This window comes from Aristaeella lactis, assembly GCF_018118585.1.
GTDB lineage: Bacteria > Bacillota > Clostridia > Christensenellales > Aristaeellaceae > Aristaeella > Aristaeella lactis.
This window is the reverse complement of sequence record NZ_CP069421.1, coordinates 1128041-1140589: the sequence shown is the minus strand read 5'-3', so window position 1 is coordinate 1140589 and position 12549 is coordinate 1128041. Positions and strand designations below refer to the sequence as shown.

At 47.2% G+C, this 12549-nt stretch carries 13 protein-coding genes; all 13 read left to right on the top strand.

Annotated features, from left to right (window positions below; translation table 11 throughout):
- The first annotated feature begins 14 nt into the window (after positions 1-14).
- The 13 genes from JYE50_RS05395 (at position 15) to JYE50_RS05335 (ending at position 12425) form a co-directional block, all read left to right on the top strand.
- Positions 15-1073: an LCP family glycopolymer transferase gene (locus JYE50_RS05395; RefSeq protein ID WP_084094849.1), complete on the top strand. Its 1059-nt coding sequence runs from the start codon at positions 15-17 to the stop codon at positions 1071-1073.
- A gap of 274 nt (positions 1074-1347) precedes the next feature.
- Complete coding sequence (locus JYE50_RS05390) at positions 1348-1791, top strand: hypothetical protein (protein ID WP_143763519.1); 444 nt, start codon at positions 1348-1350, stop codon at positions 1789-1791.
- A 65-nt stretch (positions 1792-1856) separates the two neighbouring features.
- The gene (locus JYE50_RS05385; RefSeq protein WP_084094847.1) at positions 1857-2870 is read left to right on the top strand and encodes a nucleoside-diphosphate sugar epimerase/dehydratase; all 1014 of its coding nucleotides are present in this window, start codon (positions 1857-1859) and stop codon (positions 2868-2870) included.
- Positions 2871-2956: 86 nt separating this feature from the next.
- A complete protein-coding gene (locus tag JYE50_RS05380) occupies positions 2957-4264 on the top strand; it encodes a DegT/DnrJ/EryC1/StrS family aminotransferase (protein ID WP_084094846.1) in 1308 nt (435 codons plus the stop codon).
- A gap of 22 nt (positions 4265-4286) precedes the next feature.
- Complete coding sequence (locus JYE50_RS05375) at positions 4287-4964, top strand: sugar transferase (protein WP_084094845.1); 678 nt, start codon at positions 4287-4289, stop codon at positions 4962-4964.
- An 18-nt stretch (positions 4965-4982) separates the two neighbouring features.
- A complete protein-coding gene (locus JYE50_RS05370) occupies positions 4983-5621 on the top strand; it encodes an acetyltransferase (protein ID WP_084094844.1) in 639 nt (212 codons plus the stop codon).
- A gap of 13 nt (positions 5622-5634) precedes the next feature.
- Positions 5635-7182 carry a class I adenylate-forming enzyme family protein gene (locus tag JYE50_RS05365; RefSeq protein WP_084094843.1) on the top strand — a complete coding sequence of 516 codons (1548 nt, stop codon included), beginning with the start codon at positions 5635-5637 and terminating at the stop codon, positions 7180-7182.
- Positions 7183-7211: 29 nt separating this feature from the next.
- Positions 7212-7466: an acyl carrier protein gene (locus JYE50_RS05360; protein ID WP_084094842.1), complete on the top strand. Its 255-nt coding sequence runs from the start codon at positions 7212-7214 to the stop codon at positions 7464-7466.
- Positions 7463-8410 carry an aldolase catalytic domain-containing protein gene (locus tag JYE50_RS05355; RefSeq protein ID WP_084094841.1) on the top strand — a complete coding sequence of 316 codons (948 nt, stop codon included), beginning with the start codon at positions 7463-7465 and terminating at the stop codon, positions 8408-8410. The genes JYE50_RS05360 and JYE50_RS05355 overlap by 4 nt, the downstream gene beginning before the upstream one ends.
- A 19-nt stretch (positions 8411-8429) precedes the next feature.
- A complete protein-coding gene (locus tag JYE50_RS05350) occupies positions 8430-9605 on the top strand; it encodes a Gfo/Idh/MocA family protein (protein WP_084094840.1) in 1176 nt (391 codons plus the stop codon).
- A gap of 17 nt (positions 9606-9622) precedes the next feature.
- Entirely contained in the window at positions 9623-10195 is a 573-nt protein-coding gene (locus JYE50_RS05345) for a serine O-acetyltransferase (protein WP_084094839.1), read from the top strand.
- Between the two features lie 4 nt (positions 10196-10199).
- Positions 10200-11249, top strand: a complete 1050-nt coding sequence (locus JYE50_RS05340) for a glycosyltransferase family 2 protein (protein ID WP_084094838.1) — start codon at positions 10200-10202, stop codon at positions 11247-11249.
- A gap of 9 nt (positions 11250-11258) precedes the next feature.
- Complete coding sequence (locus tag JYE50_RS05335; protein ID WP_084094837.1) at positions 11259-12425, top strand: glycosyltransferase family protein; 1167 nt, start codon at positions 11259-11261, stop codon at positions 12423-12425.
- The last annotated feature ends 124 nt before the right edge of the window (positions 12426-12549 follow it).

Here is a 12549-nt window from a genome sequence, read left to right as displayed (position 1 = left end):
AGGAGGGAAGCACCATGAAGAAGATCACAAGCACAATCATCAAGCTCACGGCCCTGCTTCTCCTCCTTAGTCTGCTTCCGTTGGCAGCGACAGCGGAAGCCAAGGAAGAAGAAGCCCATTGGGAAAGCTTCCTCCTGATCTGCAATGAAGGTATGAACAATGACAAGGGCAACGCCGGCAACACCCTGATGGTCGCTGCCATGGAGCCCAACCTTGGCAAGATCCACCTGATGATGTTCACCTGGGATACTTTCATTGACTATGAAGGCTATGATGTACCACAGAAACTTGACATGCCTTACCGGAACAACGGACCGGAAGAAGCAGTCCGGGTGTTCAATGAAAACTTTGGCCTGAACATTAATCATTACCTGAGCCTGAACTACCTGAATCTGGCTTCTCTTATCGATGAATACGGCGGAATCAATGTGGACATCACCCGTGCGGAACGCAACGCCCTGAACGGCATGGTGGCTTCCAAAAAGATCCGTCTACAGGAACAGGTTGCCAGCGGTGAACTGGGACAGACTGTTATTGATATGCTGGCCCAGGAATATTACCTGAACGATTTCGGCCCCAACACCCACCTGAACGGCCTTCAGGCTGTCGGTTTCGGCTGGCTTCAGTATGACAGCGTATACAACTGCTGTGAACGCGATTCAGAGGTCGTTGCGGCCCTGTTCCACAGCGCGGGCAGTTTTATCGCTGATAAAGTTGCACTTTATACCAACGAAAGTGGCGAACCTAAGGACACTTATGGCAGACGGGCTATCAATATGGATGATATCTCCGAGGAAGATTACAAGTTCCTCCGCCAACAGATAGCTCCTATCTTCAATATGTCTGTAAACAATATGGAAGAAGAAGAAATTCGTTCCATTACTCTGGCCCTTGCCCGCATCGCATACCAGGCGGAACGGGAAGGCACCAGCATTTTTGATCTGATCAAATCAACTGTTCTTCCCCTGGAAGCCACCAAACCCTATGACATGGTAGCCGGAACAAAAGGACACCTCATTGACAAGGAAGCCAACATCGCCGCTGTCAAGGAATTCCTCTACAGCGACAAGTAAGAAAGGGTAACCAAGTACTGACCGGACTGGCAGGCTGACGAACCCCTGGAGTATACGAAAGCCTGCCCGCAGTACCCACTGCGGGCAGCATTATATCCCGGCATAAAAACCCGGGACGGCGGAGCCTACCCAAAAATCAATGCACACAATGTGTCATTTCGACTAAGCGAAGCGCATGGAGAAATCTGATTCATAGGATTTATGAACGGAGGTGAGGGAGATACACGCATACTGTTTGTTCTGTGAGACACAGAAATGTAAGACAATCGCGGCAATGATCGAGCGTACACATGATATCCGCTGTATATCTCCCGAAATCATCCAGCGCAAATGGGTGAGGGGAATCTGTGAGGAGAAGCGGCATGACTGGCTTCCCGGGTATATATTCCTCTATACAGAAGAACCGTTAAAAGAGTCTCTTCGTATTCCCGGAATCATCCGGAGACTGGGAGACGGGGAGCTGCAGAACGAAGATCTTGCATTTGCCAATATGCTGTATGAGCATCAGGGCGTTATGGGTACAATTCATCTTGCAGAAGAAGGACAGTATTGTACCGTTGATGATCCCCTGTGGCAGAAGATGGAGGGAAAGGTCATCAAGATCGACCGCGGCCGGAAGCGCTGCTGTGTGGAATTTACATTCGACCAGGTGAAACGTACGGTCTGGCTAGGCTATGAACTGATACAGCTTGTCAAAGAAGAACAGAAAGATATATAATGTCATCCATCAACAGCTGTGACTGTTGCTTTTTACAATTTCAGTACCAGGCGGAGGATGATCAGATGGAGCAGATGAAAAAGGAAAACCGCGTTATTAAGTTTATAAAGAATAAAGGGTTTATCCTGCTGCTGGATATTATCGCGGTAAACCTGGCCTACATTGTCGCGCTCCTTTTGCGCTTTTTTGTACACGGAGAGTTCAAGGTCAGCGTTTCATACCTGGATTATTTCTGGAAGATCGCTCCGTTCTATACAGTCGGCGCTATCGCTGTGTTTTTCCTGTTCCGTCTTTACGGTGGCCTTACGCAGTATGCCGGGCTGAATGACCTGAACAGGATCATTAAAGCACATATTGTGACCACGATCCTCCATGTTGTCATTTCCATTATTGTGCTTGCGGTGATCAAAAAAGAGCATAACATTTACCGTATGCCTTTTTCCTATTATGTGATCGGCGCTGTTCTTCAGTTTATCTATGTGACTCTGATCCGGTTCTCACGCAGGATCTTCATGATCGAAAAAGCAAAGATCGACAGTAAACGTTCCAGCAATGTGCCGGCAATGATCATTGGCTCCGGAGATCTGGGACAGAAGGTTCTTCATCATCTTGAAAACAATACGCTGTATAAACCCGTAGCGATTGCCGGCAAGGACAGCGGCTGGATGATGGACGGAGTTCCGGTCATCTCCATGGAAGAAATTGAAAGCCAGATCAAGGAAAACGGTGTTAAGGCTGTATTTATCGCTGATAAGGATCTCAGCAAAGAACAGCGTGATCATGTCCGTCAGGTATCAGAAGGGCTTGAAGTGGAAGACTTTACCGGCTATATGAGCAACCAATCCGGCTTCCTGCCGCTGACAAACCTCCTGGATGTGATGGATATGCCCATTGTGGTGGATGTGGACGGAAAAGAACAGCAGTTTGCTTCCGCAGAGGAATGCCTTTCCACCCTGCCGGGCGAATATGACGTTATCAAGGTTCAGGCCACCAAACTGGTCCTGAAAAAGAGAGAGGAAGATACCAGCTGGATGAAGGTCTATCAGGAACAGACAGGCCATGAAGTCAGCTATTTCTGATATATAAACCAAATACCCAAACGCTAAACCTATCTATCAAAAACTAAAGACAGTAATTCTATCCGGTTACAGGAAGGAATGAGCATATGGATTTCCTGACAGATCCCCGGTTTCAAGGCATTATGCCGTTTGACGGCAGAATATGGCTTTCATCACCGACAATGCACGGTGATGAGCAGCGCTATGTGGACGAAGCGATCCGCACCAACTGGGTGAGTACCGTAGGCGCCAACATCAACGAGATCGAACGGGAACTCGCTGAGTATGTAGGCTGCAAATACGCGGTGGCCCTCAGCTCCGGCACAGCGGCGCTCCATCTTGCCACAAAGCTGGCAGGAGAACGGCTCTACAGCATGGCAAGACCGGACCAGGGAACCCTGGCGGGGAAAAGAGTTTTCTGTTCTGATGTCACTTTTGATGCCTCCATCAATCCGGTTGCGTATGAAGATGGGGAGGCTATCTTTATTGATACGGAGCGGGATACCTGGAACATGGATCCGGTCGCCCTGGAAAAAGCCTTTGAGATGTATCCGGATGTCAAACTGATCATCCTAGCCCACCTGTACGGAACCCCCGGGAAGATGGAAGAGATCCGGAAGATCGCTGATGCCCACGGCGCCCTGATTGTGGAGGACGCGGCGGAGTCCCTCGGAGCAAAATACAAGCTCAACGGCCAGTGGATTGAAACCGGTATGCTGGCGGACTACGGCTGCATCAGCTTCAACGGAAACAAGATCATTACCGGCTCTTCCGGCGGCATGTTCCTGACGGATTCCCTGGAAGACGCCAACAAGGTCAAAAAGTGGTCCACCCAGAGCCGTGAAAACGCCTCCTGGTATCAGCATGAGGAGATCGGCTATAACTACCGGATGAGCAACATCGTCGCCGGTATCATCCGGGGACAGATCCCGCACCTGGATGAGCACATCGCACAGAAGAAAAAGATCTGGGAAAGGTACAAGGAAGGCCTCAAAGATCTTCCGGTCTCTATGAATCCCTGGGACGAGGAAAAGTCAGAACCGAACTTCTGGCTTTCCTGCATGCTGATCAACGAAGAGGCTATGGCTCCGCACGTAAGGAGCGATAAGGAAGAACTCTGGCATCACGTGGAAGGCAAGAGCAGCCCCGGCGAGATCCTGGCAGCCTTGGCAGCCTTCCGGGCAGAAGGCCGTCCAATCTGGAAACCGATGCATATGCAGCCGATCTACCAGAACAACAAGTTCATCACTGTAGACGGTAACGGCAGGGCAAGGAGTAACGCCTATATCGAAGGACAAGCGCCGGACGTTGGCGCGGATCTGTTCAGGCGCGGACTGTGCCTGCCTAGTGACAACAAGATGACAGCACATCAGCAGGATATCGTGATTGAGATCATTCACAGATGCTTCAAGTAAATCAATAAGGAGATAACCTGATATGTCCTATAAAAAGCCCTGCGGCCCCTATGAGAGATTTCTGAAGCGTCCATTGGATTGTGTATTGTCAGCTATAGCCCTGATTGTATTCAGTCCGCTTCTCCTGATCATTTCCCTTCTGATCCGAAAGGATATGGGGAGCCCGGTTCTCTTCAAACAGCATCGTATCGGTCTGAATGACAGGGAATTCAGCATGTATAAGTTCCGGTCCATGACAGATGCCCGGGATGAGAACGGGATCTTCCTGCCAGATGATGAGCGTACCACCAGACTGGGAGCATTGATCCGTAAAACCAGTATTGATGAACTGCCCAGCCTCCTGAACATCCTGAAAGGGGATATGGCCATCATCGGACCCAGGCCGCTGCCTTCCAGGTATCTGGACAGATACACACCGGAACAACGCAGACGCCATGAAGTCCGTCCGGGTCTTTCCAACCCGTCCACCACGAACGGAAGGAACAGCCAGACATGGGAGCAGCAGTTTGCCGGGGATGTGTGGTATGTGGATCATGTGACTTTCCTGACAGACCTGAAGAGCATTATTGACACCATCAAAGTGGTGTTCAAACGGGACGGTGCTACGGCGGAGGATGGCGGAGCCCGCGGAGAGTTCATTGGAACAGCCAACATTGAAGACCTGAAGAATGATGCCGAAGGCAATTTTATGAAACTATAAAAGCGGAAGAGGGAACATATGAAGAAGATATACATTGTCGGTGCCGGCGGCTTCGGCCGCGAACTCCTCTGGTGGATCAAGGACATCAACAAAGTACAGCCAACCTGGGAGATCGCCGGTTTCCTGGATGATGATCCCCATGCCCTGGACAGCTATGAATGTGACTATGGCGTTGTTGGTTCCATCAAGGACTGGCAGCCCAAAGAGGATGAAGAATTCGCCCTGGCACTGGGTTCTCCGGCACTGAAACGGAAGATCGTTGCCATCCTGAAGGAAAAGGGAGCGAAGTTCGCCACAATCATCCATCCCACAGCCATGCTGTCGGAATTCGCCCATCACGGGGAAGGCTTCATCATGTTCCCGTATTCAAAGCTTTCCGCGAACTCCACGGTCGGTGATTTTGTGACGCTTCTTTCTTCACCGATCGGGCATGACACCTATATCGGAGATTATTCCGTGATCAGCGGCAACTGCAGTGTGGTCCGGAACGTGGTCATCGGCAAGGATGTGTTCCTGGCAGCCGGTGTCTGCATTGCCCAGGATGTCCACATCGGGGACGGAGCCTACCTTGGCCTTGGCTGTGTTGTCCTGAAGGACGTCAAAGAAGGAGATACCATGTTTGGCAATCCGGCCCGGCCGATGCCGAAGATGAAATAACGGGGGTATGACAATGAGAAGCAGACTGGCAAGCATGTTCTATGAAAACGCACAGAAAACACCTGACAAACTGGCGATCTGGTGCGATGGAAAAACAGCAACATATAAAGAAATGGCGAATCTTGTCAGCCGGTATTCCAATCTCCTGCTGAGCCAGGGAGCGGTATACGGCGACCATATCGCCATTCCTATGAATAACAGCATAGAATCGGTGGCATTGTTCTTCTCCGCCGCGGATCTGGGCATTTGCGTTGTACCGCTGAATCCATCCCTGCCGCTGGAAGCCATCAAAGCAGCGATGGCCGCAGGCGACATTAAGCATGTGATTGCCCGGAGGGCTTTCTTTGCCGACTGTGAAAAGAGCGGCGGACTGGATGTCCCCGGTTTTGCCATCTGCCTGGATAAGGAGTATCCCGGTACCGTTCCGTTTGAAAAGATCAATGAGATGCCTGCGGAAAGACCCGAGGTCAACCACGATGTGGACGGCTCGGAAAGCCTGATCCTGACCATGACTTCCGGTTCAACCGGGACGCCGAAGCCCATTGATATCAGCCAGGACAACAAGTATGAACGTTCCATGGCCCATATCCGGGTCTACAAGATCACGCAGGATGACAAGATCCTGGCGGCCACACCGCTTTACCACTCTCTTGCGGAACGCCTGGTGATTCTGCCCCTGATCCTTGGCGCGACTTCCATTCTGCTGCCGCGGTTCACCCCGGCCATCTGGCTCAAATGTGTGGAGGAACAGAAACCCACCTTCACCATTGCCGTATCTGCGCAGCTGGCACAGATTCTGGAACTGCTGAAGCAGCCTGACGCTCCCAAGATCACCAGCTTCCGCAGCATCGTTTCTTCTTCCGCCCTGCTGGAAGCTTCTGTGAAATATGAACTCATCGATCTGCTGCACTGCGAATTCCATGAGATGTACGGAACCTCGGAAGTATCCACGGTAACGGATATCTGCTTCCAGGAGACAAAGAACAAGCAGAACTCTGTTGGTAAACCCTTTGATGAAGCCCAGATCAGGATCCTCCGGGACGAGAGTGAATCCGATTTTGATACCGACTGCGCTCCCGGTGAAGTAGGAGAGATCGCTGTAAAATCCAAACTTCAGTGCAAAGGCTACTATAAGCAGGAAGCCATGATGCAGGCTGCCATGTTCGGTGATTATTTCCGGACCGGCGACCTGGGTTACCTGGACGAGGACGGATACCTGTACTTTGCCGGCCGCAAGAAGGAACTGATCATCACAGGCGCGATTAACGTCTATCCTCATGATATTGATGTGGTAGTTGGACGACTGCCGGAGGTGGAGGAATGCGCTGCTTTCGCTTATCCGGATGAACGGCTGGGAGAAGTGGTTGCCCTGGCGGTTGTGCCCAAGGAAGACCAGGAGATCAATCTTCGTGCCCTGAAAACCTACTGCGCCAGGAACCTGGCGGACTTCCAGCAGCCCCACAAGATCTTTATTGTCGATAAGCTTCCCAAGAACACTATGGGCAAGCTGCAGCGCATGGCCATTCTGGACTATGTCCGTGAGAACGGACTGGATCAGTAAACTGTCCACATCGAAAGGAGTAATGCTATATGGAAAAAGTAAGAGAGTTCATTATTGATTATATTCAGCGGGAATACGACATTCCGGATGATGTGGATATCCTGAACCTGAACTATGTGGAGGAAGGATATATTGATTCGCTCGGCCTGATCCAGTTCATTGCGGTCATCGAGGATGAATTCGGCATTACCTTTACGGATGAAGACCTGGAAAGCGAAGATATCAAAGTTGTCGGAAAAATGGCTGAACTGATTGCTTCAAAGATGGAGGGAGCGGCAGAATGACCGTTGATGGAATAAAAGTATTCGATGCCACGCTTCGCGACGGCGGCCTTGTGAATGATTTTTATTTCGATGATCAGTTCGTAAAGGCCCTGTACAAAGCGAACATTGAAGCCGGGATCGACTACATGGAGTTTGGCTACAGGGCAAGCAAAAAGCAGTTTGATCCGGCCAAATTCGGCAAATGGAAATTCACAAGCGACGAGGATGTATGGGCCGCTATCGGGGAGAAGGATCCCCGGATGAAGCTTTCCATCATGGTGGACGTGGGACGCACAGATTTCCGAGAGGATATCAAGCCCCGGAACGAAAGCCCCATCGATCTGTTCCGTGTGGCCACCTACATCGATACCATTCCCGAAGCCTGTGAGATGATAAACTATATCAGCGGCCTTGGCTATGAGACTACCTGTAATCTGATGGCCATCTCCAAGTGTACAGATGAACAGATCGCCCAGGCACTGTATCAGCTTGCCCAGACACCTGCTTTGGCCGTATATATTGTTGACAGCTATGGTGCCCTGTATCCGAAACAGACAAGAAAACTGACCAGACTTTTCCACAATATCCTTTCTCCAGCAGGGAAAGAAGTGGGTATCCATGGTCACAACAACCAGCAGTGCGCCTTTGCCAACACCCTGGAAGCGAAGGAACTGGGAGCCAAGTGGCTGGACGGAACAGTGTACGGCATGGGACGCGGCGCCGGCAACTGCCATTCGGAAGCCCTGCTGGGTTATCTGGACGGAAAGAAATACCATGTAGAGCCGATTCTTAACCTGATCTCCGAATGGATGCTCCCAATAAAGCAGTCCGGCATCGAATGGGGATACAACACCTCCTACATGCTCACGGGCCTGACCAACCAGCACCCGAGAACCGCTATTGCGGCTACCAAGAAAAAAGATACACAGTTTGCGGAACAGTTGAAGTTCCTGTCATATCAATAAACCGGAAAGGACAGAGAAGATGAAAGACAGAGTTACAGTCGGAGTAGTCGGCGCCGGCCGTGCCCTGGAACTGCACGCGTTCGGATACAAGCGTTCCAATATTCCCTGCAGGCTGAAAACCGTTATGGCCCGCAGATGGGAACAGATCAACAAAGCAGTAGAACTGTACGGCTTTGAGAAGGGAACCACCAATTATGACGATATTCTCAATGATCCGGAGATTGATGTGATCGATATCTGCACTCCGCCCTATGTGCATAAGGAAGAGATCATCAAGGCCATGCGGGCAGGGAAGCATGTCATCTGTGAAAAGCCGCTGGTAGGCTATTTCGGCCGCCCGGGAGATCCGGAACCCATCGGAGAAAAAGTCTCCAAGAAATTCATGTATGAGTGCCTCCTGGAGGAATTGGATGAACTGCGGGCAGTTCGTGCTGAAACCGGAAAGCGGTTCATGTATGCTGAAAACTTTGTCTATGCTCCCGCTGTCCTGAAAGCCGGAGAGATCATCCGGGCCAAGAAGAGCCGCATCCTGTACATGAAGGGCGAGGAAAGCCTGAAAGGTTCCAGCTCCGCCGTGGCCGGTGAGTGGAACAAGACAGGCGGAGGTATCTTCATGCGCAACGGCGTGCATCCGCTGGGCGCTATCCTTTACCTGAAGGAACAGGAATCCATTTCCCAGGGCCATAACGTAACTGTAAAAAGCGTCATCGGCGATATGGGCTACGCTACCAAGCGCCTCACCGAACATGAGCATCGCCACATCGCTGCAAGGCCTCATGACGTGGAAGACGCCGGTACCGCGGTTATCACCTTCACCGATGGCAGCAAGGCTACCATTCTCTCCACGGATAATCTCCTGGGTGGCAGCAAAAACTACGTTGAGATCTATGCGAATGATACTGCTATCAACTGTCGCCTGACCATGAACGACGCCATGGAAACCTACATGGTAGATGACGAGGGCATGGACGGCGTTTACCTCTCCGAAATGCTTCCTATCGTCACCGGATGGAACAAGCCCTTTGTCGCCGACGAAATGCTCCGCGGCTACTGCAACGAGATCGTTGACTTCATGGGTGCCATTCTCGAAGACAGAGAGCCTGAAGGCTGCTTTGATCTGGCAGCCCAGGTCATGAAGGTTATCTATGCAGCCTATTATTCTGACGAAGAAGGCCGCAGGATTGATCTTGTATAAAAAGAAGGTGAGCAACTATGGAAAACCAAGGAAAAACGTTTGAGAATAAAAAAGCAGTAAAAAAAGCAATACAAGAAGACAATACCCATATTAACTCTCTTCCTCAAACAGAAAGATTCTGGCTATATCTGATTCAAGATCATAGAATAGTGATAAAGAGATACATGAAACACCTTCGATATGAACAATACTATAGAGAAAAAGGAACACGCTTTATAGTATTACAAGCATATCATGCAAGACGAAAGAATCGCATAGGGAACCGTATTGGTTTCTTTATTGAAAGCAAGGGCTTGGATAGAGGTATAACAATATGGCATCATGGAACCGTAATCATAAATGGTGCAGCGCATATTGGCAGCGGTACAGTATTCCATGGAGATAATTGTGTAGGTACAAACGGAAAAGATAATAAAGCGCCTACTATCGGGAAGAACGTGGATATTGGATTTGGTGCATCAGTAATTGGTGATGTTGTTATTGCTGACAATTGTAAGATTGGTGCAGGAGCTGTTGTGGTTCATAGTTGTGACATACCTGGAGCAACATTAGTCGGTGTACCAGCCAGAGTTGTAAATAAAGAAGGATGAAAATATGAGCCTTATTACAGTCATTATTCCTGTATATAAAGTCAAAAAAGAATATCTGGATTGTTGTATTGAAAGCATATATAAACAAGATGTGAATGATATCGAGATTATTCTTGTTAATGATGGTTCACCAGATGACAGTGGAATTTACTGTGATGAATATGCTGAAAAAGATGATCGTATCAAAGTCATTCATAAAGATAATGGCGGATCCGCATCAGCACGAAATGTAGGTATAAAGAATGCTACAGGCAAGTGGATCATGTTCATTGATGCAGATGATTGGATTGAAAATGATTTGTTTCAGGATTTTGTAGCTTTATCACCGACGGACGATGTTGATATTGTCATATTCCCGGGATATACCGAATACATAAACAAGACTATTCCTGATCCTGTAGTTTTTGAGGATAAAAGAATATTTGCTACACGAGAAGAAATAGACGAAATAGCTATAAAAACTTTATCGAAGGCAGCTAACATACCCAACACAGCTTCGTTGACAAGCGTTTGGGGTAAATTCTATAGAAGAGAATTCCTTCACAAAAACAATCTGCTTCTGGATGAACAAATGAGATATAATGAAGATGTGATTTTTTGTTTGGAAACTTATGAAAAGGCATCAAAAATTATTTTTTTAGGAAAGAATTATTATCATTATCGAGAAGTAAGCAGTAGTAAAACAAATAAATATAGAAAAAATGTTGAAAAGGAACAAGAACTGGTACTCAAACGAATCAAGGGATTTATTGAAACAAACAAAAAGGGCAAGGGACTATTGCATGCTTATTATCTACGGGCGCTAATATCCATTCAGATGTGTTTCTTTCAAAAGTATTATCATCCAGAGTATTCGGATGGACACCGGAGAAAAACATTTATTGATTTTCTCTCTAGTAGTCCATATAAAGAGACACTTGATGAAATCAGTGTAGAAGAATTGAAAAAGTCATTCAAAGTGAAATATCTGTGCTTTAAAAAACATCTGTTTTTTGTATTACTTATCGTCCAGAAGGTATATAAGTATAAACAAAAGCTAGAACCCTATAGATAAGGTGATATTATGATCAGAATCCTATTGATAACTGGTTTGCATATTGAAAACAACAGTCCGAATGCACAATGCGTAAAGCAGGTAGTGGACAAAATATCAAATAACAAGAACATCAAGCTATCAGTTGTGAGTGCTGCTCAATGGGAAAAGCCCAATATACGTCTATGGCATAAAAATGTGATTATATCGTTGAAACGATTGCTCTACTGGCCATCAGTTAATCCAGATATCATTAAACAGCGATATCATCAAGCCATACGTGTAAGCCAAAATGATCCATATGATTTTGTAATAGGTGTCCATAAACCATATGAAGCATTATATGCTGCTTATAAGTACAAAAAGCGTTTTCCAAATGTAAAAATGATCATATATGAGTTAGACCCAATTGTGAATTCAATCGATTCAAAACTTGGTCTTGGCAAATATCTGACATGGCTTACAAGATATTCCGAACGGCGCATGTATCAAAGAGCAGACTGCATATTCCACATGAGATGCAATCAAAAACAGTTCAGCAGTAACACATATAAGTCATATGAAGCAAAATCGGAATATTTAGATTTTCCGCTGGTTATAAATGACAGGCATCAACAGCATGAAGCATGTCAGTATCAAGGAGGTCAGATTTCGTTTATATATTCAGGGATGCTTGATATGCTGATTCGATCTCCGGAATACCTGCTGAAAGTATTAGATCGGCTGAATCAATCAATACCGGTCATAGCACGCTTCTATTGCCGTGGCAATTGCCAGGAAATGCTGCAAAAGGTAAAAAGCCAAAGCTTATATATAAAAGTGAGCGATTATATACCAAAGGCAGACCTGGACAATGTGATTTCGCAAAGTGACTTTCTGCTGAATATATCAAATAAGTATTCTGATATGCTTCCATCAAAAGTTCTAGCGTATATATCGACAGGAAAACCAATAATTCATATTTGCAACCAAAAAAATGATGCATGCATTCCATATCTTGATAAATATGAAAACAGCGTAATACTATATGAGTGGGATGACATAGAGGTTAGTGTACAAAAACTCAAAGCTTTTATTTTTTCAAGTTATCAGCGAATAGTCTCATCAGATGATGTATATAATGCATTTTATGAGAATACCCCTGAATACTCAGCAGATAAGATTTATGATTATTGTAGAACTCATTTGACAGAATGATGCATTCGTATCATTTTTTTACAGTAATAATGTCTGCAGAGCCTAAGGTCGAAAAGAGCATCAGGATATTATTGGGTTATTTCAGGACAGATGAAAAGTGATCAATAGTCGCTTGGATATATCA

Excerpts from the sequence above, each read along its gene's own strand:
- JYE50_RS05375 (WP_084094845.1), top strand. The coding sequence starts at position 4,287 with ATGTCCTATAAAAAGCCCTGCGGCCCCTATGAGAGATTTCTGAAGCGT.
- JYE50_RS05385 (WP_084094847.1), top strand. The coding sequence starts at position 1,857 with ATGGAGCAGATGAAAAAGGAAAACCGCGTTATTAAGTTTATAAAGAAT.
- JYE50_RS05370 (WP_084094844.1), top strand. The coding sequence starts at position 4,983 with ATGAAGAAGATATACATTGTCGGTGCCGGCGGCTTCGGCCGCGAACTC.
- JYE50_RS05365 (WP_084094843.1), top strand. The coding sequence starts at position 5,635 with ATGAGAAGCAGACTGGCAAGCATGTTCTATGAAAACGCACAGAAAACA.
- JYE50_RS05360 (WP_084094842.1), top strand. The coding sequence starts at position 7,212 with ATGGAAAAAGTAAGAGAGTTCATTATTGATTATATTCAGCGGGAATAC.
- JYE50_RS05395 (WP_084094849.1), top strand. The coding sequence starts at position 15 with ATGAAGAAGATCACAAGCACAATCATCAAGCTCACGGCCCTGCTTCTC.
- JYE50_RS05350 (WP_084094840.1), top strand. The coding sequence starts at position 8,430 with ATGAAAGACAGAGTTACAGTCGGAGTAGTCGGCGCCGGCCGTGCCCTG.
- JYE50_RS05340 (WP_084094838.1), top strand. The coding sequence starts at position 10,200 with ATGAGCCTTATTACAGTCATTATTCCTGTATATAAAGTCAAAAAAGAA.
- JYE50_RS05335 (WP_084094837.1), top strand. The coding sequence starts at position 11,259 with ATGATCAGAATCCTATTGATAACTGGTTTGCATATTGAAAACAACAGT.
- JYE50_RS05380 (WP_084094846.1), top strand. The coding sequence starts at position 2,957 with ATGGATTTCCTGACAGATCCCCGGTTTCAAGGCATTATGCCGTTTGAC.
- JYE50_RS05390 (WP_143763519.1), top strand. The coding sequence starts at position 1,348 with ATGATCGAGCGTACACATGATATCCGCTGTATATCTCCCGAAATCATC.
- JYE50_RS05345 (WP_084094839.1), top strand. The coding sequence starts at position 9,623 with ATGGAAAACCAAGGAAAAACGTTTGAGAATAAAAAAGCAGTAAAAAAA.
- JYE50_RS05355 (WP_084094841.1), top strand. The coding sequence starts at position 7,463 with ATGACCGTTGATGGAATAAAAGTATTCGATGCCACGCTTCGCGACGGC.